The sequence below is a fragment of the Rhodoferax koreense genome (genome assembly GCF_001955695.1).
Taxonomy (GTDB): domain Bacteria; phylum Pseudomonadota; class Gammaproteobacteria; order Burkholderiales; family Burkholderiaceae_C; genus Rhodoferax_B; species Rhodoferax_B koreensis.
Window position 1 is genome coordinate 1,399,996 of the sequence record NZ_CP019236.1, and the last position, 25,502, is coordinate 1,425,497.

Here is a 25,502-nt window from a genome sequence, read left to right on the forward strand (position 1 = left end):
AGACGCAGACTGGATCTGTGTATGTAGCTATGAAATTCATAGTAGTTCAGGTTCGCCGCGGCAGCGTGGCGGTCTTCTTCACCACCGCATAACGGGCCAGCGTCTTCTCGCGCGCCTCGGCGTGGTCGACGATGGGTTTGGGGTAGGTTTTGCCGAGTTCGACGTTGGCGGCGAGCAATTCGATTTCGGACGCCTGCCAGGGCGCATGGATCAGCTTGTCGGGCAGGGCCGCGAGCTGCGGAAGATAGCGCCGGATGAACTTGCCCTCGGCGTCGAATTTCTCGCTCTGGCTCTGTGGGTTGAAGATGCGGAAATACGGCTGGGCGTCGCAGCCGCTGGAACTGGCCCACTGCCAGCCGCCGTTGTTGGAGGCGAGGTCGAAATCGTTGAGCTGCTCGGCGAAATAACGCTCGCCCCAGCGCCAGTCGATGCCGAGGTCCTTCACCAGGAAACTCGCCACCACCATGCGCAGCCGGTTGTGCATGTAGCCGGTCTGGTTGATCTGGGCCATGGCCGCATCCACCAGCGGATAACCGGTGCGGCCCTCGCACCAGGCGGCGAACAGGGCCTCGGCGTGTTTGCCATGCTCCCACTTGATGGCGTCGTATTCGGGCTTGAACGCGCCCTTGGCCGCATGCGGGAAGTGGTGGATGATCTGCGCGTAGAAATCGCGCCAGATGAGCTCGCCGAGCCACACCGCCGCACCTTCCGAACCCTTGGCCGCGAGCTTGTGCGCCACGGCTGCGAGTTGGCGCACCGACACCGTGCCGAAGCGCAGGTGCACGCCGAGGTAGCTCGGCCCCTTGACCGCGGGGAAGTCGCGCGTGGCGCCGTAGCGGTCCATGCGTTCGAAGAATTCGTCGAACAGCTGCTCGCCGCCGCTCGCGCCGGTCGGAATCTTCAGCGTCGACAGGTTCGTCGGCTGGAAGCCGAGCAGCGCCAGCGTCGGCAACGCCACGTGCACGTTCGCCGGATGCGCGGCGAGGCTGGCCTTGTACTTGGCGACCGGATAAGGCTTGAGGTAGAAGTCGTCGACCTTCTTGAGCCAGGCGTTCTTGTACGGCGTGAACACGCCATAGGCGCGGCCCTGCTGCGTCAGCAGTTCGTCGCGCTCGAAGATCACATGGTCCTTGAAGGTCACGAAGGAAATGCCCTGGTGCGCCAGGGCGCCGCGCACCATGGTGTCGCGCTCGACCGCATCGGGTTCGTAGTCGTGGTTGGCGAACACCGCCTGCGCATGCAGTTCATGGGCCAGCGCGGGAATCGCCTCCCGCGCGACGGCGTGGCGTACGAGCAGGCCGTGGGTCGAGGCCTCGTCCCCCGCCAGCGTTCTCAGGCTGGCATCGAGTTCGGCCACGCTGGCCAGGATGAATTCGACGCGGCGGTCGGCCGTCAGGCCCTTCTCGATCAGCGGGTCGAGGATTTCGCGGTCGAACACGAAGACGCAGTGCAGCTGGCGGCATTCCTTGAGCGCGTGGTAGAGCGCGGCGTTGTCGAACGCGCGCAGGTCGCGCCGGAACCACATCAGGCCGGTGGCATATTTCTTTTCGTCCCTGTTTTTGTCTTTGGATAGAGGCAAAAGATCGCTCCGCCTTACTCGTTAAAATTTCGCCATGACCCTAGATTCTGCGCCGATGAACCTCACGCATCACTTTTTGATAGCGATGCCCGGGCTGGAGGACGAGGCTTTCGCCAAAAGCGTGGTTTACCTGTGCGAGCATAGCGAACGCGGCGCCCTGGGCCTGGTGATCAACCGGCTCAGCGACATCAGCCTCAAGAGCCTGTTCGACAAGGTCGAGCTGCCGCTGCGGCGGCTGGACCTGGCCGACAGTCCGGTGTTCCAGGGCGGCCCGGTGCAGACCGAACGCGGCTTCGTACTGCACGAGGCGGTGTTCTCCGGCGACGTGAATTCCACCGAGCCGGTCTACGCCTCGACCATGACCATTCCCGGCGGCCTGGAGATGACCACGTCCAAGGATGTGCTCGAAGCCCTGTCCACCGGCGCCGGTCCGCGCCGGGTGCTGGTGTCGCTGGGCTACTCGGCCTGGGGCGAGGGCCAGCTCGAGGCCGAACTCGGCGAGAACAGCTGGCTCACGGTGGAGGCCGACCTGGCGGTGATCTTCGACACGCCGGTGGAGCAGCGTTACGACAAGGCGCTGATGCTGCTGGGCCTGCAGGCCTGGATGTTGTCGCCCGAGGCAGGTCACGCATGAGTGATTCGGCGGCTTCCGACAGCGCTGTTCCGGCTCATTTTCAATCTTTTCTCGCGTTCGACTACGGTACCAAACGCACCGGTGTTGCCACCGGCAACCGCCTTACACGCAGCGCCACGGGCAAGAACACGATCCAGGCCGAAGGGGATGCGCGCTTCACGCCCATCGCGGCCCTGGTGCGCGAATGGCAGCCCGATGCGCTGGTGATCGGCGTGCCCTACCACCCTGACGGCGCGGCCCACGAGAACACGCGCCTTGCGCAGAAATTCGCGCGCCAGTTGCGCGGTCGTTTCGGCCTGCCCGTGTTCGAAGTCGACGAACGCTACAGCACCACCGAGGCCATCGCCTCGGGTGCGAAGGACGCCGATGCCGCCTCGGCCTGCATCATTCTTGAACAGTTTTTGAGGAGTCTTCCATGACCACATCCAGTGCGGCCCCGGTCGCGGCAGGCGCACTACTCCTGGACGCCGAAGCGCTTTATCGCGAGCTGCTGCGCGGCGTGCAGCAGTTGCGTACGCCACAGACGCAGTTGGTCGGCGTGACTTCGGGCGGCGCCTGGCTCGTCGAGCGGCTGCATTCCGATCTGCAACTGACAGGCCCGGCCAACATCATTTCCTCCGCCATGCACCGCGACGATTTCTCCAAGCGCGGCATGGTGTCGGGCGGCGGCGGGCAGACAACGCTCACCTTCGATGTCAACGGCGCCGAGATCATCCTGCTCGACGACGTGCTCTACACCGGCCGCACCATCCGCGCCGTGCTCAACGAACTGTTCGACTATGGCCGGCCGGCTTCGGTGAAGCTGGCCGTGCTGGTGGACCGCGGTGGCCGCGAACTGCCCGTGCAGGCCGACTTCGCGGCTGCGCGCGTGGCGCTGGCGTCAACGCAATTGCTAGCATTGGCCCGAGATACCGCCGGTGGCTTCAGCTTCAAGGTGGAAGGCTAAAAAGATGCTCTACAAACGCAATCCCCAACTCAACAAGAACGGCGAGCTGATCCATCTGCTGTCGATCGAAGGCCTGCCGAAAAGCATCCTCACGCAGATCCTCGACACGGCGGCCAACTTCGTCAGCGTGAACGACCGCGAGGTCAAGAAGGTGCCGCTGTTGCGCGGCAAGAGCGTGTTCAACCTGTTCTTCGAGAACAGCACGCGCACCCGCACCACCTTCGAGATCGCGGCCACCCGGCTGTCGGCGGACGTGATCAACCTGGACATCGCGCGCTCCAGCGCGGCCAAGGGTGAGTCGCTGCTCGACACCATCGCCAACCTCTCGGCCATGGCGGCCGACCTGTTCGTCGTTCGGCATAGCGAATCGGGCGCGCCGTATCTCATCGCCCAGCATGTGGCCCCGCATGTGCACGTGATCAACGCCGGCGACGGCCGCCACGCGCACCCCACGCAGGGGCTGCTCGACATGTACACCATCCGCCACTACAAGAAGGATTTCAGCAACCTCACGGTGGCCATCGTCGGCGACGTGCTGCATTCGCGCGTGGCGCGCTCCGATATCCACGCCTTGACCACGCTGGGCTGCGCCGAGGTGCGCGTGGTCGGCCCCAAGACCCTGGTGCCGGGCGACATGGCGCAGATGGGCGTGCGCGTGTGCCACACGTTGGAAGAGGGCATCAAGGGCTGCGACGTGGTGATCATGCTGCGGCTGCAGAACGAGCGCATGAGCGGCGCGCTGCTGCCTTCGAGCCAGGAATTCTTCAAAAGCTTCGGCCTCACGCCCGAAAAGCTGCAGCTGGCCAAGCCGGATGCGATCGTGATGCACCCGGGGCCGATCAACCGCGGCGTGGAGATCGATTCGGCGGTGGTCGACGGCAAACAGAGCGTGATCCTGCCGCAGGTGACCTTCGGCATCGCGGTGCGCATGGCGGTGATGGGAATCGTGGCAGGTAATGAGGCGTGAAAGAAGCATGAAGATACTCATCAAGAACGGCCGGGTGATGAACCCGGCAACGCAGTTCGATACCGTCTGCGACATCGCCATCGCCTCCGGCCGCATCATCGGCATCGGCAACACGCCGGCCGACTTCAAGCCGGGCAAGGTGATCGAAGCGCAGGGCTGCATCGTGCTGCCCGGCCTGGTGGACCTGGCCGTGCGGCTGCGCGAGCCGGGCTACGAACACGAGGGCATGCTCGAGAGCGAAATGGCCGCGGCCGTGGCCGGTGGCGTGACGAGCGTGGTCTGCCCGCCCGACACGGACCCCGTGCTCGACGAGCCAGGCCTGGTGGAAATGTTGAAGTTCCGCGCCGAGAAGCTGCACCAGTCGCGCGTGTTCCCGCTCGGCGCGCTCACCCGTGGGCTCAAGGGGGCGGTGCTCACCGAGATGGTCGAATTGACAGAGGCCGGCTGCGTGGGTTTCAGCCAGGCCGAGGTGGCGCTGGAAGACACGTTGGTGCTGCAGCGCGCGCTACAGTACGCCAGCACCTTCGGCTACACCGTGTGGCTGCGGCCGCAGGATTTCCATCTCGGCAAGGGCGTGGCCGCGAGCGGCCCGCTGGCCACGCGCATGGGCCTGTCCGGCGTGCCGGTGGCGGCCGAGACGATTGCGCTCTACACCATCTTCGAACTCATGAAGTCCACCGGCGCACGCGTGCATCTGTGCCGGTTGAGCAGCGCCGCCGGCGTGGAACTGGTGCGCCAGGCCAAGCGCGATGGACTGAAGGTGAGCTGCGACATCAGCATCAACTCGCTGCAACTCACCGATGTCGACATCGGCTACTTCGACAGCCGCGCGCGGCTGAGCCCGCCGCTGCGCCAGCAGCGCGACCGCGACGCCCTGCGCGCGGCCCTCGCCGACGGCACGGTGGACGCGCTGGTGTCGGACCACACACCGGTCGATGAAGACGCCAAGACCCTGCCTTTCGCCGAAGCCGAGCCCGGTGCCACCGGCCTGGAACTGCTGCTGAGCCAAGCGCTGAAGTGGAGCGAGGAGGACGGCGTGCCATTGCTGCGCGCACTGGCCGTTGTCACCGAGGCGCCGGCGCGCGTGATCGGCGCCACGCTCGGCACGCTGCAGGCCAGCGTGGGCAAGCTCGTCGAAGGCGGCGTGGCCGACGTGTGCATCTTCGATCCGGCCGAGCGCTGGACCGTCGGTCCCGCCACGCTGCGCAGCCAGGGCAAATACACACCGTTCTCGGGCCACGAACTGCCGGGCCGCCCGCGGGCCACGCTGGTCGGTGGGCACATCGCCTTCGAGGCGGGTCAGCGCGGTTAGGCCGGGCGCATGCGGGCGATCCGGGCCACGGGCAAGCTGGGGCGCATGCTGGCGCACCTGGGGCGCGGGCTGTGGACGATTTCCAGGCAGTTCCCCACGCTCGACCAGACTGAGAAGGAGCGGCTCGTGCAGCAATGGGCCGGGCGCATGCTTGGGATCATGCACATCGAATTGCGGGTGAGTGGCGAGCCGCCAGCCCACGGGCCGGTGCTGCTGGTGGCCAACCACATCTCCTGGCTCGACATCCTGGTGTTGCACGCGGCGGGTTATTGCCGTTTCGTCTCCAAGGCCGATGTGAAGCACTGGCCCGTGGTCGGCACGCTGGCCACGGCGGCGGGGACGCTGTACATCGAGCGGGAGTCGCGCCGCGACGCGATGCGGGTGGTGCATCACATGACGGAGCATCTGCGCATGGGTGACGTCGTCGCGGTTTTTCCGGAGGGCACGACCGGCGACGGCATCACCATGCTGCCGTTCCACGCCAATCTGTTGCAGGCCGCGGTCACCGCCGACGTGCCCGCCTTGCCGGTGGCGTTGCGTTTCATCGACGGCCGCACCGGGCAGACAAGTTTCGCACCGAGCTTCGTGGGCCAGGAGACCCTGGTGGGCTCGGTGTGGCGCACCCTGTCGTCGAATTCGCTGGTGGCCGAGGTCAACTACGGCGAAATGCAGCGCGCCGAGGGCCGCAGTCGCCGCGAATGGGCAGAGGATCTGCAGCACCGTGTGAACCGGCTGCGCACCGCGCAGGCTGTGCCCACCCGGCCGGCTGCACTGCGCAGCGAGCCGGGCAGGCTCTGAGGGGCGCTCAGCGGCTGAGCTTGAGCGGCTTGCCGAGGGCGAACACCGAGTTCGGTGCGGACACCGAGAACGGCTTGGGTTTCGCCCGCGAAAAAAGCGAGCGTTTCGCCGGTTCGGGTTCGATCACCACACCCTTGGCCAGTTGTTCGACCACCAGGCTGCGCAGCGTGATGCCCTGCATGTAGTCGAGCATGTTGGTGCTGAGCCGGTCCCATACGTCGCTGGCCATGGCCTGGCCGTCATCCTTTTCGCTGCCGCGGCGCGGTGCGCGGCGCGGGGGCTCCACCGCCAGGATGATGTCGGCCACGCTGATCGCCGCCGGCTTGCGGCCAAGCGTGTAGCCGCCGCCCGGGCCGCGGATGCTTTCCACCAGCCCCGCGCGGCGCAGGTCGCTGAACATCTGCTCCAGGTAGGACAGCGAGATCTGCTGGCGCCCGCTGATTGCGGACAAGGTCACCGCGCCGCGGTTTTCCCGCAGTGCCAGATCCATCATCGCGGTGACGGCGAATCGTCCCTTGGTGGTCAAGCGCATGGTGTGCTCCTTTTTGGGCATTGTGTCATGGGTCGAATGTAGGTGTTTTAATACTTCGCGTATATTCGTTTTTGTTGATAAAACTATGCGAATAAATCGAAGTATTCGAAGGGACGCACCGTGAACTTCAAGCATCTGCGGTATTTCTGGGTGGTGGCCAAGGCCGGTGGCGTGATGCGCGCCAGCGAACAGTTGCACACCACGCCGCAAACCCTGTCGGGCCAGATCAAGCTGCTGGAGGAATGGCTGGGCCACAAGCTCTTCCGCAAGAATGGCCGGCGGCTCGAGCTAACCGAAGAGGGGCGGGTGGCGCTGAGCTACGCCGATGAAATCTTCACGCTCGGCGCCGAGCTGGAAGGATCGGTGAGGCATGCGCGCGCCGGGTTGGCTTCACTCGATTTCCGTGTGGGCGTGGCCGATTCGGTGGCCAAGTCCGTGGCCTATCACCTGCTCGAGCCGTCGCTGGCGGTGTCGGACGCCGTGCGCCTGATCTGCCATGAAGGCAAATTCGATGAATTGCTGGCGCAACTCGCGCTGCACCGCTTGGATTTGGTGATCGCCGACGAACGCATGTCGAAGAACGTCAGCGTGAAAGCCTTCAACCACGCGCTTGGATCGAGCGCCATGAGCTTCTTCTGTGCACCGGGCCTGAAAGCTTCCTTGAAGGGCGAATTCCCGGCGTGCCTGAACGATGCGCCCATGCTGATCCAGGGCGCCGCGTCTTCGGTGCGCCAGCAGTTCGACCATTGGCTGTCGATCCACGACCTGCATCCGAAGATCGTGGCCGAATTCGACGACAGCGCCTTGATGAACGCCTTCGGGCGCGAAGGGCGCGGCGTGTTCATGTCGCCGACCGTACTCGAGGCCGAGATCCAGGCGCAGTTCGGCGTCGAGGTGATCGGGCGCAGCGACGAACTCGTGGAGGAGTTCTTCGCCATTTCGGTGGAACGGCGCATCACGCACCCCTGCGTGGCGGCGATCACCCGCGAAGCCAAGGCGCAGTTGCTGAAGAGCCCGCTGTAGGCGCTCTCCAGCAATGGTCCACCGGGGTTCAGTGCCCTGAGGGACTGTCGGAGCCGAGGCCGGTCTCCGAGCGGACCTGCTGGGCTTTGAACGCACCACGTTCCTGAGCCGCGCGAGCGCTGTTGTCCAGGATCGAGAACAGCCAGATGCCGACGAAACCGATGGTCATCGAGAACAGCGCCGGCGAGGTATACGGGAACCAGGCCGAACCTTTCGGATAGCCCAGCGTGGCTTCCCACACGGATGGCGAAACGACGGTCAGTGCCACCGATGAAATCAGCCCCATGAAGCCGCCGATCACCGCGCCGCGCGTGGTGCAGTCCTTCCACAGCACCGACATGAACAGCACGGGGAAATTCGCCGAGGCCGCGATCGCGAAGGCCAGCGAGACCATGAAGGCGATGTTCTGCTTCTCGAAGGCGATGCCCAGGGCCACGGCGACGATGCCCAATGCGACCGTGGTGATGCGCGACACCTTGAGCTCCGACGCACTGTCGGCCTTGCCCTTCTTGAACACCGTCGCGTACAGGTCATGTGACACGGCGGAGGCGCCCGACAGCGTGAGTCCTGCGACCACGGCCAGGATGGTGGCGAAAGCGACGGCCGAGATGAAGCCGAAGAACACATTGCCGCCGACGGCCTTGGCCACCAGCACCGCGGCCATGTTGGCCGACCCGCCGCCGCCTTTGATGACGCCTTTGGCGGTGTCGGCGAATTCGGGGTTGGTGAGCACCAGTGTGATCGCGCCGAAGCCGATGATGAAGATCAGCAGGTAGAAGTAGCCGATCCAGGTGGTGGCCCAGAACACCGACTTGCGCGCCTGCTTGGCATCGGGCACGGTGAAGAATCGCATCAGGATGTGAGGCAGCCCGGCCGTGCCGAACATCAACGCCATGCCGAAGGAGATGGCCGAGATCGGGTCCTTGACGAAGCCGCCCGGCCCCATGATCGCCAGCCCGATGGCGGCCGCGTCCGCGGCGGTCTTGCCGTCGTTGGCCGCGATCGCGGTCTTGACCGCGACGCCTTTGGCGAACAGCGCTTCGGGGCTGAACCCAAACTGAGCCATCACCATGAAGGCCATGAAAGTCACGCCGGCCAGCAGCAGGCAAGCCTTGATGATCTGCACCCAGGTGGTCGCGGTCATGCCGCCGAAAAGCACATAGACCATCATCAGCGCACCGACGATCACCACGGCGAGCCAGTAGTCCAGGCCGAACAACAGCTTGATCAGGGCGCCGGCACCGACCATCTGCGCGATCAGGTAGAAGGCAACGACCACCAGCGTGCCGGACGCGGCGAACATGCGGATCGGCGTTTGCTGGAAGCGGTAGCCGGCCACGTCGGCGAAGGTAAATTTGCCCAGGTTGCGCAGGCGTTCGGCCATCAGGAAGGTGATGACCGGCCAGCCGACGAGGAAGCCGATCGAATAGATCAGGCCGTCGTAGCCGGAGGCCATCACTGCCGCGGAGATGCCGAGGAAGGACGCGGCCGACATGTAGTCGCCCGCAATGGCCAGCCCGTTCTGGAAGCCGGTGATGCCGCCACCGGCCGTGTAGAAGTCGGAAGCTGATTTCGTCTTGGCCGCAGCCCATTTGGTGATGAAGAGCGTGCCGACGACGAAGACGGTGAACATGCCGATGGCAACCCAGTTGGTGGGTTGTTTGTCGACCTGGCCGAGATCGCCGCCCGCCGCCGAGACTGCGCCGGCAGCCAGCATCAGCATGAGCGCACCGACGGATTGAATGATGGATTTCATGCTTGCGCGTCCTTCAGGATTTCGGCGGTCAGCCGGTCGAACTCGCTGTTGGCGCGGCGCACGTAGATGCCGGTGATGAGCACCGTGAAGACGATCACGCCGAGTCCGATCGGAATGCCGAGTGTTGTCACGCCGTCGCCGATGGGCTGTGCGAGGAATGGCTTGTCGAACGCGATGAGCGCGATGTAGCCGTAGTACACCAGCATCATCAGCGCCGTCAGCGTCCAGCCGAACAGGTTGCGTTTGCGGCGCAGGGCGTGGTATTTGGGGTTGGCCTCGATGCGGGCCACGATGGAATCACTCACGGGTTGTCTCCTCCGACAAGCTGAACAGGGTGCTTTGGGCGGAATTGCCTTGGCAAGGCCGCGAGTCTTGCCAGCCGTGCTGACCAAGGACTTACGCAACAAGACTCGGCTCGGTTCTGCGGGTAAGTCCGGGTGTCAGACAGGGCAACGTCGCGCACGTCGATACAGCCCGTTTTGCCGCGAATTTTTGCATCGAGAAACGACTCCTAAGGGTTGCCACCTAAAGCGTCAGCATGTGTTCAGTTTGGCGTAAGTCTTTGTTGGTTTGGTGTCAGGAACGGGTCATAGCGGCTGTACATACTCTGTTACAGGTGCTTTCCAAAACGGGAGCGCCACGATTCAAACTATCAAGGAGACCCAGCATGTCAACAGCTGTTGCCAACCGGCCGATGTCGCCCGAGGAGAAGAAAGTCATCTTCGCCTCGTCGCTCGGCACGGTGTTCGAGTGGTATGACTTCTATCTCTACGGCACCCTGGCCGTGATCATCGGGAACCAGTTTTTTTCGGCACTCGATCCCGCTTCCCGCACCATCTTCTCGCTGTTGGCCTTCGCTGCAGGCTTCATCGTGCGGCCCTTCGGCGCATTGGTGTTCGGCCGCCTCGGCGACATGATCGGGCGCAAGTACACCTTTCTGGTGACGATCCTGATCATGGGCTTGTCGACCTTCATCGTCGGCTTGTTGCCGAATTATTCGACCATCGGCGTGGCCGCTCCGGTCATCCTGATCGTGCTGCGCATGCTGCAAGGCCTGGCGCTCGGCGGCGAGTACGGCGGTGCGGCAACCTATGTGGCCGAACACGCGCCGCGCAACAAGCGGGGCGCCTACACGTCGTGGATCCAGACCACGGCGACCCTGGGCCTGTTCCTGTCGCTGATTGTGATCCTGGGGGTGCGTACCAGCATCGGTGAAGTGGCATTCGCCGACTGGGGCTGGCGCATTCCGTTCCTGGTCTCGATCCTGCTGCTGGGCGTGTCTGTCTATATCCGCTTGAGCATGAACGAGTCGCCTGCCTTCACCAAGATGAAGGCCGAGGGCAAGACCTCGAAGGCACCGCTCTCCGAATCGTTCGGGCAGTGGAAGAACCTGAAGATCGTGATCCTGGCATTGGTCGGCCTGACCGCCGGCCAGGCGGTGGTCTGGTACACCGGGCAGTTCTATTCGCTGTTCTTCCTGACCGGCGCCTTGAAGGTAGACGGCGCCACGGCCAACGTGCTGGTCGCATGTTCGCTCATCATCGCCACGCCGTTCTTCGTGATCTTCGGTGCGCTGTCCGACAAGATCGGCCGCAAGCCCATCATCATGGCCGGCTGCCTGCTGGCCATCCTGACCTACTTCCCGGTGTTCGGCGCCTTGACCAAGGCGGCCAACCCCGACCTGGCGGCGGCACAGGAGAAGAACAAGGTGGTGGTCACCGCGGATCCGAAGGAATGCTCGTTCCAGTTCAACCCAACCGGAACCGCCAAGTTCACGAGCTCCTGCGACATCGCCAAGCAGGTGTTGTCGGCGAGTTCGGTGAGTTATGACAACGTTGCGGGCGCGGCCGGTGCACCAGCCACGATCAAGATCGGCGAAACCGTCATCACCAGCTACAGCGCCAACGGCCTCGGCGCCGACGAACTGAAGAAGAAGGATGCCGAATTCAAGAAGGCGGTGGCCGAAGATCTCAAGGCAGCCGGCTATCCCGCCAAGGCCGATCCGGCGAAGATCGACAAAGTGACGATCGTGATCATCCTGACCTACCTGGTGCTGCTGGTCACCATGGTCTACGGACCGATCGCCGCCATGCTGGTCGAAATGTTCCCGACGCGCATTCGCTACACCTCGATGTCGCTGCCGTATCACATCGGCAACGGCTGGTTCGGCGGCCTGTTGCCGGCGACTGCGCTGGCCATCGTGGCGCAGACCGGGAACATGTACAACGGCCTCTGGTATCCGATCGTGATCGCCGCGGTGACCCTGGTGGTCGGCACGCTGTTCATCAAGGAAACCAAGGACGTTGACATCTACGCCAACGACTGAAACCTGCCTACCTGAGCGCTGCGCCCATCACCTGTGAGCGCCATGCCCCCCCAGCCCTCGTTGTGATGAGGGCTTTTTTTTGGAGACTTCACCCATGTGGAAAATCGTGATTGGCTTCCTGGCGTTCGCCGCCGTGGCCTTGTTCGTGCTGTCCAAAGGAGGCGACATCGACATGAGCGGAGAGAAACACGGCATTGACGCCGGGCCCACAGCCGCCAGCTCGGCACCGAAGTGATGTGTCGCTCCGGGGCTCGTGACAGCAAGGCCCGGAGCGGAGATCACACGACCCGCAACAAGCGCCGGTTGTCGGTGGGCTTGGTGGCGGCTTCGATGTTGCGAAGATTGAGGGCGGGTTCGACGCGGCATATGCTCCCTTGTGCATCGTGGTGCACGGTCATCACTGAAAATTCTCGCCATTGGGCCATGACCTCGACGGGATGACGGGCCCAGTCGCCCATCTCATGGTCTGTTGGAGGCGGGGTCTCCTTGCGCCGGTCCACGCCGCGGAATCGGATGTGGTTGTAGACCGCCCACAGCATCAAGGCGCCACCCATGACCGCAATGACGATGGCATACACCATCAGGACATTGAGAAATCGCGCGTAACCGTTCAGTTCGACCATGTGGAATCGAAACTGGTAACCGAAGAAGAGCCATCCCCCCAGGGTGACGAGTGGCAGCCAGAGAAAGACCCAGGCGATCCAGAAGGCGGCGGTCAGGGCGCTGAACAAGGCCTTCTGCTGCCATGCCTGCAGGTCGGGCCGTTCGATGATCAAAGGTGTCTTCATGGTTGCAGCCCTCGGTCCGGGCTGACCCAAGTGGCTCGTTTTTTCCCTCTGAGGATCACCTTGGGAATGGCGACGAGTGTCGTGAAGACGCTGAGCATCCAGTACGCGAGCGGATACCAGATCATCCAGTAGTAGTAGCGTCCGAGTCCTTTCTCGTACTTGGCGTCGAGGAACATGCTCACGGCGAACTGCAGCAGGCAGGTGGTGCCAATGACCATGCCATTCCAGCCGGGAATCAGGGTGTCGACGTACAAAGCGGGGGGCAGCGTGACGAACTGACCCAGTGCCCACAGGAGGATCACTGCGGCCATGGTGTAGGCCCAGATCACGCTGGTGAAGTACTCCAGATACACCGGCAGCATGCGGCGATGGCGCCACCTGCCGAACAGGCCGTTCTGGCTGAACAGGACCTGCGTGCCGCCCATGGCCCAGCGCAGTCGCTGGCGCCAGAGGCCGCGCATGGTCTCGGGCATCAGGATCCAGCACAGCGCATTCGGTTCGAAACGCACGTCCCAATGGCGCATTTGCAGGCGCCAGCTGATGTCGATGTCTTCGGTCAACGCATCCGGGTTCCAGTAGCCGGCGTTGTGCAGCGCCGCGCGACGGAAGCAGACCATTACGCCAGATACCGTGAACACCTTGCCATAGGTGCGTTGTGCTCGCTTGATGAGACCGATGATCGAGGAGAACTCGCCGACCTGGATGCGGCCGAGCAGCGTCGAACGGGTACGGATGCGGGGGTTGCCGGTGACCGCGCCCACGCGCGGGCTATCGATCAGGTGGCGCATCATCCAGCGCAGGCAATGCGGATCGACGATGGAGTCACCATCGATGCACAGGAAATAGTCATGCTTTGCCATCATGGCCGCGGTGTTCAACCCGACGGCCTTGCCCTGGTTGCGGGCCAGATGGATCACGCGGATGCGGCGGTCGGCCTTGGTAAAACGGTCCAGCATCTGTGGTGTGGTGTCCGTGCTGCCGTCGTCGATCAACAGGATCTCGAATTCCGGGTAGTCGATCGCTTGCAACGCGGCTACCGTCTCTTCAATGCACTCGGCCTCGTTGTGGCAAGGCACCAGGATGCTCACCGGCGGATACTCTTTCAACGGCGGTGGCTGATCGAATGGTCGGTCCGCGCGTTCGTAGTGGAAATAGTAGTAGAGCCCACCGCACATCCACAGGTAGGACATGAACAAGGGGTAGTAGAACGTGAAATCGAAGATGGCGTCGATCACGGAACCTGGCAGCAGATTTTCCATAACGATGATTCCTTGGGGCGGATGTGCTGGACTTTTTGGGCGGGCTCAGAAACGCCAGTTGAGATTCAAATAGATGTAGCTCTTGGTCTCGTATTTGCCGTCGTAGGGGAAGCGTCTTACGCCAACGCCATAGCGCGTCGATCGGTCCGGACCGAACTGCCACTCGTGTTCATAGCGGGCATCTTCGAACATGTTCCAGCCATAGGTTCTTTCTGCCCAGGCGTCGTCCTGGCGCACATTGCTGTGTTGCAGGTAGCTGCCGACCGTCAGAGACACCCGCTGGTTGAAAGCCCGGTCATAACGTCGCCAGGTTTGCCAATCCCCTGCAAGGGTCGCGGAAACGGCGGTATCGCGCTTCGGATTGAAGTAGATCGCATCCTGGGCGGTGTTCGTGCTGCTGTAAGCGGCGGTCTGCAAGTCCAATGTGCGCCCGTAACCGCTGTACAGGCGTTCGAACCATGCCACGGACAGGGCCTGGCGCTTGTTGCCGTCGTTGAAGTCGTAGTACGCCAGGTCGGCTGCAACGCGGCGCGCTTCGTTCCAGCGGTAAGCCATGCCGACCAGTGTCTTGCTCGCGTGCAGGTACGTGGGAGCCCAGTTTTCCGCGCTGGCCAGCCTTCCCTTCAGCGGAAAGTCGTTGGTTTCGCTTTCGTGCCGGGCCCGGAACGACAATTGGTCGTTGACCTGCCAGCCCGCACTCGCTGCCCATGTGTTGTCCCGGCCATTGCGCAGGTCGTGGCCAACTTCCAGCGTGGCCTGCAGATCGCGGCGGGTCCACTCGATGCCGGCTCCGGTGCGCTCATGGCTGGCCGACTCGCCATTGAACTTGGCGTTGGCGAGATGGTGGTTGCCGAAGATGCGGATGCCGTTTCCGGTCTGACCGCTGTAGACGGTTGTTTCCCAAACGAGGTCGTCGTTGCCGGACACGGCACCCTGGCCGAACCCCTTGGTGGCGGTGCTGGTGAGGAAGGGGCGTTCACGGCGCTCCCAGGCGCGCAGGATGCGTTGCACGGCGGGATGTTCCGGCGCCGCAGACCGCAGTGCAGCGATCATGCGGCCTGCCTCGATGATGTCGCCCTGCGCCCAGGTGGCGTCTGCCAAGCCGACGCGCGCTGCGATGTTGTCCGGCGCCACGGCCAGTACGTCGTTGTAGCGTGCCGCGGCGGCGCGCGGCAGTCCGCGCTGCGCCAGGAGGTCGGCCTGCGCCAGCCAGATGCCGGCGTCGTCGGGCAGCTCGCCGGCCAGTTGTCGGATCTTCCGATCTGCGGTGTCGATCCGGTCGGCAAATCGTGTCAAGGTCGCATCGGTACGGCGGACGGCCGCGGACTGGCGGGTCTGCTCCAGCATGTTGCCAACGATGCTTTCTGCAGCCGAAAAGTCCTCGGCTTCGACGTGAGCGTACATCAGCGCCGTCTGCGTGACGATGTTGGCCGGGTCGCTGGCCAATGCGCGTTGGTAAAGGTCGCGTGCGCGCTCCGGTTGCCTCAGCTGCATGGCTGCGTCGGCCGCCGCGTTGACGACGTAGGGTGGCGGTATTTCGCCTTCGGCCTCCAGAGCCGTGAATTGCGCCAGGGCTTCATCGGCGCGTTTGCGGTCCTTCAAGGCCACGACGCGATCGAAGCGCAGGCGCTCGAGGACGTCGCGCGCTTCTCGCTGCGGCATGGTGCGCGCCTGTTCGATGAGTTCGCCGTTGGCCAACAGCGCCGCGTCGATCAGGCGGTAGCGGGCAAGGGTGAAGTCCGTGTCCAGCAGGTTTTCGGCTTCGCGGATCTGCTGTCCATTACTCGCCTGGCTGGCCGCCAGTGCGCGCACGGCAACCGCGGCCGGTTCATCATGGCCGGCCGGCGCGGCGTTCGCCACTGTCGGCGGAGGAGCTGGCGCATGGACGGTTGCAGCGCTTGTTTCGGTGATGCCCAGACGATTCAATTGCTGCTGAAATGGCGAAGCGCGTCCAGCTTCATCGCGCGCCACAAGCGCAGCGGACGCGCTTTGTAGCAATGCGGGGTTGTTGACGGAAAGCCGCAGGACGCGGGCGAGTTGGATGTCCGCTTCGGCCGTTTGATGTTGGGCCAACAAGGCCAACGCCAGGCCCAGATTCGCATCGGCCTTCCGGGGCTGGCGCCGCGCCAGCAGGCGATAGGCTTCTTCTGCGCGGGAGGCTGGGCCCGCATCCAGCGCTGATTTGCCTATGGCGGCGAGCACGTAGTCAGGAATCTGCGAAGAAAGCTTCAGATCACGGCTTTCAGCTACGGCCAGCGCGTGATGGCCAGCCCAACTCAGCACGGCGACCAGATCGTAACGGTAGGCGCTTTGTCCTGGGTTTTCCAGTGCCAGTTTCTCAAGGACCGGCAAGGCCGAATCAAAACGGCCCGCGCGGGCGTCCGTCACGGCCTGTTGATAGCCCGATGGCACGGCCTGGGCCGGCGAGGCATACACCGTAAATGCGACGGTCAATGCCAGGAAGAGCTTGGAGTAGGGCTGCTGCATTGGGCCTGCCATGGCTGGGTTGACGAACATGTAATTCAAAGAAGCGGGCGCTCAAAGCGACGGCGCTATGGCGCGTGCCCTGCGACGCGCGCTGCCCCAGATGCCCGCAAGACCGAGTGCCACGAGCGCGAGGCTCGCCGGTTCCGGGACCTTGTTGGGATCGGTGCCGAATAGGTCGCCGGGGCCGATCACGCTCCACGCGTTGTTCGGCCCGCTCCAGCCCAGGTCGATCACGCCGGCTTCGAGCCGGTTGTAGTAGCTCAGGTTGATACCGTAGTAGCCGACGTCCAGCGACAGGTTGCCGGGCAGGCCGTTCTGGTCGGCGAGCGAGTAATAGTTGCGGCCGGTGCTGGTGGCGACGCTGTCCTGGCCCATTTGCAGGCTGCCATTGGCACCGAGCAGCGAGAAGGAAAAGCCGTCGTCGACGAACACGCCGAAGTCGTAGATGCCCGCCGTGGCCACATAGATGTAGCCGGTGAAGACAGCCGCATAGTTTTCCTCGCCGCCGCCACTGGCAGTGACGATCGGGGCGATGGGGCGCACGCCGTCGGCGCGCCATGGGCTGTTGCCGTAGTCGTTGTTGTAGAGGTCGTTGGCGAAGCTGACGGCGGACACGCTGGTGGCCGTTGCCGTCACGTAAGGGTTCTTGCCAGAGGCGATGTCCGCAATGTCGGCCGTGGACCAGATGCCCGTGCCCCAGGAGAAATTCTTGACCGCGGTAGGCGCTGCGCCGTTTTCCGACCATTGGTAGTTGCTGAACCGTGCCTGGTCGTCGACTTTGTACCAAGTACCAGCCAGGCCATTGCCCGAAGTGGTGGGCGCTGCGCCGGTCATCAAGGGGTCCAGCGTGGGCGTGGCGTAGGCGGCGGTGGCCAGGGTCAGGCCGGCGACGATGGAGGACGCGGTGGTCAGCGCAGATTTGACGAGTGAACCGGTGTTCATTTCAAATACTTTCATGTAATGTTGTATGCAAAGTATTTTCTGATGATTTGTCATTTACTCCTGTCGACTTCTTCACATGCACCTGGCTTTATGCGGCGTCCCTCATCGAATCCAGGTTTGTGCGAAAAAATTCCGACCTCCTGGGCAGATAACCCCTCGGGCCGCCGATGGTCGACCGCTCCCTACAATGGTCCGCCTCATGCCCAAACAGCCTCACCACACCAGCGACACGCCCCAGGGAACCATTCGCATCCGCGGTGCCCGCCAACACAATCTGAAGGACATCGACCTCGATCTGCGCACCGGCGAACTCACGGTGGTGACCGGACCGAGCGGCTCCGGCAAGTCCAGCCTGGTATTCGACACGCTGTTCGCCGAAGGCCAGCGGCGTTACGTGGAAACCTTCTCCGCCTATGCGCGGCAGTTCCTGGACCGCATGGACAAGCCCGCGGTGGACAAGGTCGAAGGCGTTCCGCCGGCGATTGCCATCGACCAGACCAATCCGGTGCGTTCCAGCCGTTCCACCGTCGGCACGATGACCGAGCTCAACGACCACCTGAAGCTGCTTTTCGCCCGCGCCGGCCACCTGTTCGACAAAGTCACCGCGCTGCCGGTGCGCCACGATTCGCCGGAAACCATCTACGCGCAGCTTCAGGCGCGCGCGGCCGAGGCACAGGATCCAAGGCTGGTCGTCACCTTTCCGGTCGAACTGCCCGGAAACACCACGCAGGAAGAGGTGGCGCAGTGGTTGTCCGCCAGCGGATTTACGCGCGTGCAGGCCGAGCGCGAGGTGACGGTGCCGGTCGAGGCGCAAGCCGCCGGCAAGACCGGCAAGAAGAGCGCCGTGACCGCGCCGGTGTCGCGCAAGCTGCTCGACGTGGTGGCCGACCGTTTCCGCATTGGCAACACGGAGAAGGCCCGTGTGCTAGAGGCCATCGAAGTCGCGCTCAAGCGCGGCTCGGGCCGGCTGAACGTCTATGCGCTTGGCGAGGGTGAAGCGGCGCCCGAAGTCTGGAAATACTCGACCGGCCTGCACTGCCCTGAAAGCGACCTTCGCTACACCGATCCGATCCCGTCGATGTTCTCGTTCAACTCGCCGGTGGGCGCGTGCGAAACCTGCCGCGGCTTCGGCCGTGTGATCGGCGTGGACTACGGCCTGGTGATCCCCAACGACAAGCTCACGCTGCGCGCCGGCGCCATCAAGCCGATGCAGACGCCGGCCTGGCAGGAGACGCAGGACGATTTGATGCGCCACGCCGAGGCGGCCGGCATTCCGCGCGACACGCCGTATTACAAGCTCACCGAAGAGCAGAAGCATTGGGTGGTGAACGGCTCGCCGAACTGGAACGGCAAGTGGAACCAGCATTGGTTCGGCGTGAAGCGTTTCTTCGAGTACCTGGAAACCAAGTCGTACAAGATGCACATCCGCGTGCTGCTGTCCAAGTACCGCAGCTATACGCCGTGCCCCGATTGCGCTGGCGCGCGCCTTAAGACCGAGAGCCTGCTGTGGCGCATCGGCGGCCAGGAAGATGCCGATGCCGTGCTGGATGCGGCCAAGCGTTTCATGCCGCAGGGCGTGAACTGGTCGCGCGCGCAACTCGAGGCCTTGCCCGGCCTGTGCCTGCACGACCTGATGCTGATGCCGCTGGACCGGCTGCGGCGTTTCTTCGACCGCGTCGGTCCGCACGTCGGCCAGTCGGCCAACGACGGTGAAACCCAGGCCTTGAAACTGTTGTTCGAGGAAATCACCACGCGGCTCAAATACCTGTGCGACGTGGGCATCGGCTACCTCACGCTCGACCGCCAGAGCCGCACGCTCAGCGGCGGTGAGGTGCAGCGCATCAACCTCACCACGGCGCTCGGCACCTCGCTGGTGAACACGCTGTTCGTGTTGGACGAGCCCAGCATCGGCCTGCATCCGCGCGACATGCACCGCATCATCGAGGCCATGCACCGGCTGCGCGACGCGGGCAACACGCTGGTGGTGGTCGAACACGACCCGGCCGTGATGCTCGCCGCCGACCGCATGATCGACATGGGCCCCGGCCCGGGCGAACGCGGCGGCCGCATCGTGTTCGACGGCACCACGGACGACCTGCGCCGTGCCGAAACGCTCACCGGTGCCTACCTCGGTGGCCGCAAGCAGATCGGCATGGGTTTCAAGAAACTCGTGACCGACGGTACGCCACGCCTCATTCTCGAAGGCGCGCGCGAACACAACCTGAAGAACGTCACCATCGAGCTGCCGCTGCAGCGCCTGGTGTGCATTACCGGCGTCAGCGGCTCGGGCAAGTCCACGCTGATCCAGGACGTGCTCGCCCCCGCGCTGATGCGCCACTTCGGCCAATCGACCGAAACGCCGGGTGAGCACGACCGCCTGCTCGGCGCGGAGCAATTGAGCGCCGTGGTCTTCGTCGACCAGTCGCCGATCGGCAAGACGGCGCGTTCCAATCCGGCGAGTTACGTCGGCGCCTGGGACGCGATCCGCGAACTGTTCGCCAACGCGGCCCTGGCGCGCCAGCGCAGCTACACCGCCAGCAAGTTCAGCTTCAACAGCGGCGACGGCCGCTGCCCCACGTGTGGCGGTTCGGGTTTCGAGCACGTGGAGATGCAGTTTCTCTCCGACGTCTACCTGCGTTGCCCGGACTGCGACGGCAAGCGTTACCGGCCCGAGATCCTGGAGGTGACGATCGAGCGCCGCAGCGCAGTTGACGCGCGGCTGACGCAATTCAACGTGGCCGACGTGCTCAACCTCACCGTGAGCGAAGCCGCCATGGTGTTCGAGACCGACCGCGACGTGATCCGCGCGCTGCAGCCCATCGTCGATGTCGGCCTCGAATACGTGAAGCTGGGCCAGCCCGTGCCGACCTTGTCCGGCGGCGAGTCGCAGCGACTCAAGCTCGCCGGTTTCCTGGCCGAAGCCGCGAAGAACGGCAGCGCCAGCCGCCAGCCCGTGGCCAAGAAAGGCACGCTGTTCCTGTTCGACGAACCGACCACCGGCCTGCACTTCGACGACATCGCCAAGCTCATGCGTGCATTGCGCAAGCTGCTCGACGCCGGCCATTCCATGGTCATCATCGAACACAACCTCGACGTGATCCGCGCGAGCGACTGGCTCATCGACATGGGCCCGGAAGGCGGCGAGGGCGGTGGCCAGGTGGTCGCGGTGGGCAAGCCCGAAGACGTGCGCCACCATCCCACGTCACACACCGGCCAGGCGCTGCGCGAATACGAAGCCGCGCTCGGCCTGGCTTCCACGCATGAAGTGCGGGAGATGCCGGCCATCTGGGCGCGGCCCGAACGCGTCGCGGTACCGTTCAACCCCAACATCCAGATCGTCAACGCCAAGGAGCACAACCTCAAGTCCTTGAGCGTGGACATCCCGCGCGGCCAGTTCAACGTGGTCACCGGCGTCAGCGGCTCGGGCAAGTCCACGCTGGCCTTCGACATCCTGTTCAACGAAGGCCAGCGGCGTTACCTCGAATCGCTGAACGCCTATGCGCGCAGCATCGTGCAGCCCGCGGGCCGGCCCGAGGTGGACGCGGTCTACGGCATCCCGCCGACCGTGGCCATCGAGCAGCGGCTGAGCCGTGGTGGCCGCAAGTCCACCGTCGGTACGACCACCGAGGTCTGGCATTTCCTGCGCCTCTTGTACGTGAAGCTCGGCACGCAGCACTGCATCTTCGACGGCGCGGCCGTGCAGCCGCAGACGCCGGAGAGCATCGCCGCGCAGTTGATGCGCAACTTCCGCGGCCAGCACATCGGCCTGCTGGCGCCGCTGGTGATGAACCGCAAGGGCGTCTACACCGAACTCGCCGACTGGGCGCGGCCACGCGGCTACACCCATCTGCGCGTGGACGGCAACTTCCTGCCGACGACCGGCTTCCCGCGCATCGACCGTTTCAAGGAACACACGGTCGAACTGCCCGTCGCCAGCCTGGAGATCACGCCGGACAACGAAGCCCGGCTGCGCCAGGCTCTGGCGACCACGCTGGAACACGGCAAGGGCGTGGTCCACATCCTGAGCGGGCTCGACGGCCTGCGCGAAGCCATGGCCGACGGCACACCCACGGCGCATATCGGCACGCTGCTCGCGTTCTCCACCAAACGCGCCTGCCCGGTGTGCAGCACGAGTTACGCCGAACTCGATCCACGCCTGTTCAGCTACAACAGCAAACACGGCTGGTGCCCCGACTGCGTGGGCACCGGGGTCAAGCTCACCCGCGACCAGCGCCAGGTGTTCGACGACTCGGTGCGCGACGACGACAACAAGGGCCGCGAACAGACCTTCGCCGAACCCGAGGCCGAAGATGTGGGCGACCAGATCTGCCCGACCTGCGAAGGCACACGCCTGAACGCCACCGCACGCGCCGTGCGCTTCGACGGCGTGGCCATCACCGACATCGCCAGCCTCAGCGTGACCGACATCCGCCAGTGGGTGTCGAAGCTGCAGCAGGCCGGCCACATGAGCCAGCGCGAGACCGACATCGCACGCGATCTGGTGCCCGAGATCAAGAGCCGGCTCGAATTCCTCGAGGAAGTCGGGCTCGGCTACCTCACGCTGGACCGGGGTGCGCCCACGCTGTCGGGCGGCGAAGCCCAGCGCATCCGCCTGGCCGCGCAGCTCGGCAGCAACCTGCAGGGCGTGTGCTACATCCTCGACGAGCCGACCATCGGCCTGCATGCGCGCGACAACCACATCCTGCTCAACGCGCTGCACAAGCTCGGCGAGAAGGGCAACACGCTGGTGGTGGTGGAGCATGACGAAGACACGATCCGCCGCGCGGACCACATCATCGACATCGGCCCGAGCGCGGGCAAACGCGGCGGCCGGCTCGTGGCCGAAGGCCAGGTGGCCGACATTTCCGCTGCGAGCGATTCGGTCACCGGCCGCTACCTGCTGCACGCGATGAAACACCCGCTGAAGGCGCGGCGGCTGATCGCGGACGAGGAAGAAGCCGCGGTCTTGGAAGAAGCCGTCGTCGCCCCGGAACCGGTCGCCGCCGTCAGCGCCAAGCAACGCAAGAAGCTCGCGGCCGAGGCGCTGCTTGCCGCCGCCGAAGCCGTCGTGCCCTATGCCCAGCGCTGGCTCTCCGTCTTCGGCGCGAACCTGCACAACCTGCAGGACGTCGAGGCCCACATTCCGCTGCAGCGGCTGGTGGCCGTCACCGGCGTCAGCGGCTCGGGCAAGTCCACGCTCGCGCGCGACGTGCTGCTCGACAACGTACAGGCCATCGTGCTGCAGCGCTCGACCAAGGCCGGCCGCGATGCCGACGCCGCGGGCCAGCGGCCCGCCTGGTCGGGTTGCGCGTCGGTGCAGGGTTATGAAACCGTGGACCGCGTGCTCGAAGTCGACCAGACGCCGATCGGCAAGACGCCGCGTTCCTGCCCGGCCACCTACATCGGCTTCTGGGACACGATCCGCAAGCTGTTCGCCGAAACCCTGGAGGCGCGCGCACGCGGCTACGGCCCGGCGCGTTTCTCGTTCAACACCGGCGAAGGCCGTTGCCCGAGCTGCGAAGGCCAGGGCATCCGCACCATCGCCATGAGCTTCCTGCCGGACGTCAAGGTGAAGTGCGAAACCTGCCACGGCGCCCGTTTCAACCCCGAGACGCTGGCGGTGACCTGGCGCGGCAAGAGCATCGGCGACGTGCTGCAGATGGAGGTCGACGAAGCCGTCGATTTCTTCGCCAGCATGCCCAACATCAGCCATCCGCTGCAGTTGCTCAAGGACGTGGGCCTGGGCTACCTCACGCTGGGCCAGCCGTCGCCGACCCTGAGCGGCGGCGAGGCGCAGCGCATCAAGCTCGTCACCGAACTCAGCAAGGTGCGCGACGACGTGACGCGGCGCGGCCAGAAGGCGCCGCACACGCTGTATGTACTCGACGAGCCGACGGTCGGCCTGCACATGGCCGATGTGGAGAAGCTGATCCGCGTGTTGCACCGCCTGGTGGACGGCGGCCACAGCGTGGTGGTCATCGAGCACGACCTCGACGTCATCGCCGAAGCCGACTGGGTCATCGATCTCGGGCCGGACGGCGGCAACGGCGGCGGCCGTGTCGTGGCCTCGGCGCCGCCGGAAGAGGTGGTGCGGCTCGGCACGGCCACGGGCAAGGCGCTGGAGGCGGTGCTGGCGCGGTAGGCTTTTTGCTATTTAAAAGATAGCTTCTTGCGCAGATAAAACCTGCTCTGGAGGCCGTTTTCACTTGAAGGAATACGCGCTGGCAGGGCCTGTCTTTCCCTGGAATGGCAGTCACCCAACCTATGACTGGCTGAAGGACGACAGCCTGGACAATCTCGACGACCTGCCGCAACGGGAGATCATCGACCATCTGGAAGCCGCGCTGGCTGCGTTTCGCGATGTGGCTGCGGGGCTGCCCAGCTCGAAGCTGGCACCGTGACCACCATCGACCACCATCGACCACCATCGACGACCACGCGGCAGCCTCTGCCGTGGCAACAAGGGGGATGCATGCAAGCCCGACGAGATGTGATGAACGCACTGGACCGCCGCGGCGCCATGTGGCTGCTGGCGGCATCGGCATGGCCTGCCACGTCCCGCGCGGAAGACGCCGCCGCACTGCTGCGTGCAGGCGGCTGCGTGCTGATGTTGCGGCATGCCTCGACCACGCCGGGCGTCGGTGATCCGCCTGAGTTTCAGCTCGGCAACTGCCGCACCCAGCGCAACCTCAGCGCGGACGGCCAGGCTGAAGCACGCCGCATCGGTGCGTGGTTCAGTCGCCATCAACTGACGCCGCGTGCGGTGCTGACCAGCGCCTGGTGTCGCTGCATCGACACCGCCGAACTGGCCTTCGGCCGGCACACGCCGTGGGCTGCGCTCAATTCCAGCTTCGGCGATCGTTACCCCGCGACCGATGCGACCCCCAGCCTGCGCCAAGCTCTGCGCGCGGTGCCGAAAGGGCAGTGCGAGGTCTGGGTGACGCACCAGGTCAACATCACCGCCATCACCGGAGAAGTGCCGGCGCAGGCCGAGGGCTTTGTGCTCGATGCCGGGGCAAAGCTCTTGGTGCGGACGCGTTTCGAAACATGAACGGGGCTGATGCCTGTCATCCGGCAACACCGCTTGGATCGGCGTCAGAATCAGCACCATGATCACCATCTACAACCACCATCACGCCCTGCACCACGGCAAGGTCGAGATGTTCCGCGGCGAACTCGTGCCGTGTTTCGAGATTCCCGCGCGCGCCGACTACGTGCTGCAGGAACTCGAACGGCGCAACTTCGGCCCGGTGCAGGCGCCGTCCGAGTTCGGCAATGAGGCCATCACGCGCGTGCATGCCCGGCGCTACGTCGATTTCCTGGCCGGGGCGTGGGACGAATGGGTGGCGCTCGATCCGGCGAACGCGCAGCGCGACGCGTTTCCCTCGTACTGGCCGATCCGCACATTCCGTTCCGACGTGTTGCCCGCGAGTTTCCCGGCGCGCATGGGCTTGTTCTCTTACGACGCCGGCTCGCCCCTGACGTCGGGCACCTGGCAGGCCGCGCGGGCTGGCGCTTGCTGCGCGTTGACGGCGGTGCAGCGGGTGAATGCCGGCGCGCGTTCGGCCTTTGCGCTCACGCGGCCACCGGGCCACCATGCGGGGGCCGACTTCTTCGGCGGCTACTGCTTCCTGAACAACGCGGCCATCGCCGCACAGGCCTTGCGCGACGCGGGCGCGGCGCGCGTGGCGGTGCTCGATGTGGACTTCCACCACGGCAACGGCACGCAGGCCATCTTCTACGACCGGTCCGATGTGTTCTTCGCCAGCCTGCATGGCGATCCGCACACCGAGTACCCGTATTACCTGGGCTACGCCGACGAACAGGGCGAGGGTGCGGGCCTGGGCGCCAACCTGAACCTGCCGCTGCCGCGCGGCAGCGATTTCGCGCGCTGGCGCGAAGCCTTGGCCCGGGCGCTCGCGGCCATCGCGTCCTTCGGGGCCGAGGCGCTGGTGGTGTCGCTGGGGGTCGACACCTTCGCGGGCGATCCGATCTCGGGCTTCCGTTTGCAGAGCGCCGACTTCGTGCAGGTCGGTGCCGATTTGGCCGCGGCCGGCCTGCCCACGGTGTTCGTGTTCGAGGGCGGCTATGCGGTGGCCGAGGTGGGCATCAACACGGTGAACGTGCTCGAAGGGTTCGCGCAGCGCGGCTGA

21 protein-coding genes are annotated in these 25,502 nt (G+C 64.8%); 13 read left to right on the forward strand and 8 right to left on the reverse strand.

The annotated features are described in order from the left end of the window. Positions 1-46: 46 nt before the first annotated feature. A complete protein-coding gene (locus RD110_RS06590) occupies positions 47-1,525 on the reverse strand; it encodes a cryptochrome/photolyase family protein (RefSeq protein ID WP_076204528.1) in 1,479 nt (492 codons plus the stop codon). Between the two features lie 88 nt (positions 1,526-1,613). On the opposite strand from RD110_RS06590, the gene RD110_RS06595 reads away from it, so the two are divergent. Genes RD110_RS06595 through RD110_RS06620 form a run of 6 tightly spaced genes read left to right on the forward strand, consistent with a single transcriptional unit; the run spans position 1,614 to position 6,236 of the window. Next, positions 1,614-2,213, forward strand: coding sequence for a YqgE/AlgH family protein (locus RD110_RS06595; protein ID WP_076197824.1), 600 nt, complete (start codon positions 1,614-1,616; stop codon positions 2,211-2,213). After that, positions 2,210-2,632, forward strand: a complete 423-nt coding sequence (gene ruvX, locus RD110_RS06600; RefSeq protein ID WP_076197826.1) for a Holliday junction resolvase RuvX — start codon at positions 2,210-2,212, stop codon at positions 2,630-2,632. The genes RD110_RS06595 and ruvX overlap by 4 nt, the downstream gene beginning before the upstream one ends. Further along, positions 2,629-3,159: a bifunctional pyr operon transcriptional regulator/uracil phosphoribosyltransferase PyrR gene (gene pyrR / locus RD110_RS06605; RefSeq protein WP_076197828.1), complete on the forward strand. Its 531-nt coding sequence runs from the start codon at positions 2,629-2,631 to the stop codon at positions 3,157-3,159. The genes ruvX and pyrR overlap by 4 nt, the downstream gene beginning before the upstream one ends. Before the next feature lie 4 nt (positions 3,160-3,163). Next, a complete protein-coding gene (locus RD110_RS06610; protein WP_076197830.1) occupies positions 3,164-4,126 on the forward strand; it encodes an aspartate carbamoyltransferase catalytic subunit in 963 nt (320 codons plus the stop codon). A gap of 7 nt (positions 4,127-4,133) precedes the next feature. Next, a complete protein-coding gene (locus tag RD110_RS06615) occupies positions 4,134-5,438 on the forward strand; it encodes a dihydroorotase (protein ID WP_076197832.1) in 1,305 nt (434 codons plus the stop codon). A gap of 9 nt (positions 5,439-5,447) precedes the next feature. Beyond that, a complete protein-coding gene (locus tag RD110_RS06620; protein WP_076197834.1) occupies positions 5,448-6,236 on the forward strand; it encodes a lysophospholipid acyltransferase family protein in 789 nt (262 codons plus the stop codon). A 7-nt stretch (positions 6,237-6,243) separates the two neighbouring features. On the opposite strand, the gene RD110_RS06625 is transcribed toward RD110_RS06620, so the two are convergent. Then, complete coding sequence (locus RD110_RS06625; protein ID WP_076204530.1) at positions 6,244-6,768, reverse strand: Rrf2 family transcriptional regulator; 525 nt, start codon at positions 6,766-6,768, stop codon at positions 6,244-6,246. Between the two features lie 120 nt (positions 6,769-6,888). On the opposite strand from RD110_RS06625, the gene nhaR reads away from it, so the two are divergent. Continuing rightward, a complete protein-coding gene (nhaR, locus tag RD110_RS06630) occupies positions 6,889-7,791 on the forward strand; it encodes a transcriptional activator NhaR (RefSeq protein ID WP_076197836.1) in 903 nt (300 codons plus the stop codon). 28 nt (positions 7,792-7,819) lie between these two features. Here nhaR and RD110_RS06635 read toward each other — a convergent pair whose 3' ends face one another. Together RD110_RS06635 and RD110_RS06640 are read right to left on the reverse strand one after the other, a co-directional pair. Continuing rightward, positions 7,820-9,547, reverse strand: a complete 1,728-nt coding sequence (locus RD110_RS06635; RefSeq protein WP_076197838.1) for a cation acetate symporter — start codon at positions 9,545-9,547, stop codon at positions 7,820-7,822. Then, positions 9,544-9,852: a DUF485 domain-containing protein gene (locus tag RD110_RS06640; protein WP_076197840.1), complete on the reverse strand. Its 309-nt coding sequence runs from the start codon at positions 9,850-9,852 to the stop codon at positions 9,544-9,546. The genes RD110_RS06635 and RD110_RS06640 overlap by 4 nt, the downstream gene beginning before the upstream one ends. A gap of 362 nt (positions 9,853-10,214) precedes the next feature. Here RD110_RS06640 and RD110_RS06645 point away from each other — a divergent pair, with 362 nt between their 5' ends. Together RD110_RS06645 and RD110_RS28325 are read left to right on the forward strand one after the other, a co-directional pair. Beyond that, positions 10,215-11,873, forward strand: coding sequence for an MFS transporter (locus RD110_RS06645; protein ID WP_076197842.1), 1,659 nt, complete (start codon positions 10,215-10,217; stop codon positions 11,871-11,873). Positions 11,874-11,967: 94 nt separating this feature from the next. After that, the gene (locus tag RD110_RS28325; RefSeq protein ID WP_204250033.1) at positions 11,968-12,108 is read left to right on the forward strand and encodes a hypothetical protein; all 141 of its coding nucleotides are present in this window, start codon (positions 11,968-11,970) and stop codon (positions 12,106-12,108) included. Between the two features lie 43 nt (positions 12,109-12,151). Here the strand turns inward: RD110_RS28325 and pgaD are convergent, their stop codons facing one another. From pgaD to RD110_RS06665, 4 genes are read right to left on the reverse strand one after another with little or no spacing between them, the layout of a single operon-like run. Beyond that, on the reverse strand, positions 12,152-12,661 hold the full coding sequence (gene pgaD / locus RD110_RS06650; protein ID WP_076197844.1) for a poly-beta-1,6-N-acetyl-D-glucosamine biosynthesis protein PgaD: 510 nt from the start codon (positions 12,659-12,661) through the stop codon (positions 12,152-12,154). Beyond that, entirely contained in the window at positions 12,658-13,920 is a 1,263-nt protein-coding gene (gene pgaC / locus RD110_RS06655) for a poly-beta-1,6-N-acetyl-D-glucosamine synthase (protein ID WP_076197846.1), read from the reverse strand. The genes pgaD and pgaC overlap by 4 nt, the downstream gene beginning before the upstream one ends. 45 nt (positions 13,921-13,965) lie before the next feature. Next, positions 13,966-16,407: a poly-beta-1,6 N-acetyl-D-glucosamine export porin PgaA gene (gene pgaA / locus RD110_RS06660; protein ID WP_162277346.1), complete on the reverse strand. Its 2,442-nt coding sequence runs from the start codon at positions 16,405-16,407 to the stop codon at positions 13,966-13,968. Positions 16,408-16,458: 51 nt separating this feature from the next. Beyond that, the gene (locus RD110_RS06665; protein WP_204250034.1) at positions 16,459-17,364 is read right to left on the reverse strand and encodes a PEP-CTERM sorting domain-containing protein; all 906 of its coding nucleotides are present in this window, start codon (positions 17,362-17,364) and stop codon (positions 16,459-16,461) included. A gap of 184 nt (positions 17,365-17,548) precedes the next feature. Here RD110_RS06665 and uvrA point away from each other — a divergent pair, with 184 nt between their 5' ends. From uvrA to RD110_RS06685, 4 genes are all read left to right on the forward strand, one after another. Further along, entirely contained in the window at positions 17,549-23,491 is a 5,943-nt protein-coding gene (uvrA, locus tag RD110_RS06670; protein ID WP_076204533.1) for an excinuclease ABC subunit UvrA, read from the forward strand. Positions 23,492-23,555: 64 nt separating this feature from the next. Further along, positions 23,556-23,750 (forward strand): hypothetical protein, encoded by a 195-nt coding sequence (locus RD110_RS06675; RefSeq protein WP_076197852.1) that lies wholly within the window; start codon positions 23,556-23,558, stop codon positions 23,748-23,750. Beyond that, positions 23,747-24,400, forward strand: coding sequence for a histidine phosphatase family protein (locus RD110_RS06680; RefSeq protein WP_239467190.1), 654 nt, complete (start codon positions 23,747-23,749; stop codon positions 24,398-24,400). Before RD110_RS06675 ends, RD110_RS06680 begins: the two co-directional genes overlap by 4 nt. A gap of 58 nt (positions 24,401-24,458) precedes the next feature. Continuing rightward, positions 24,459-25,502 carry a histone deacetylase family protein gene (locus RD110_RS06685; protein ID WP_076197856.1) on the forward strand — a complete coding sequence of 348 codons (1,044 nt, stop codon included), beginning with the start codon at positions 24,459-24,461 and terminating at the stop codon, positions 25,500-25,502.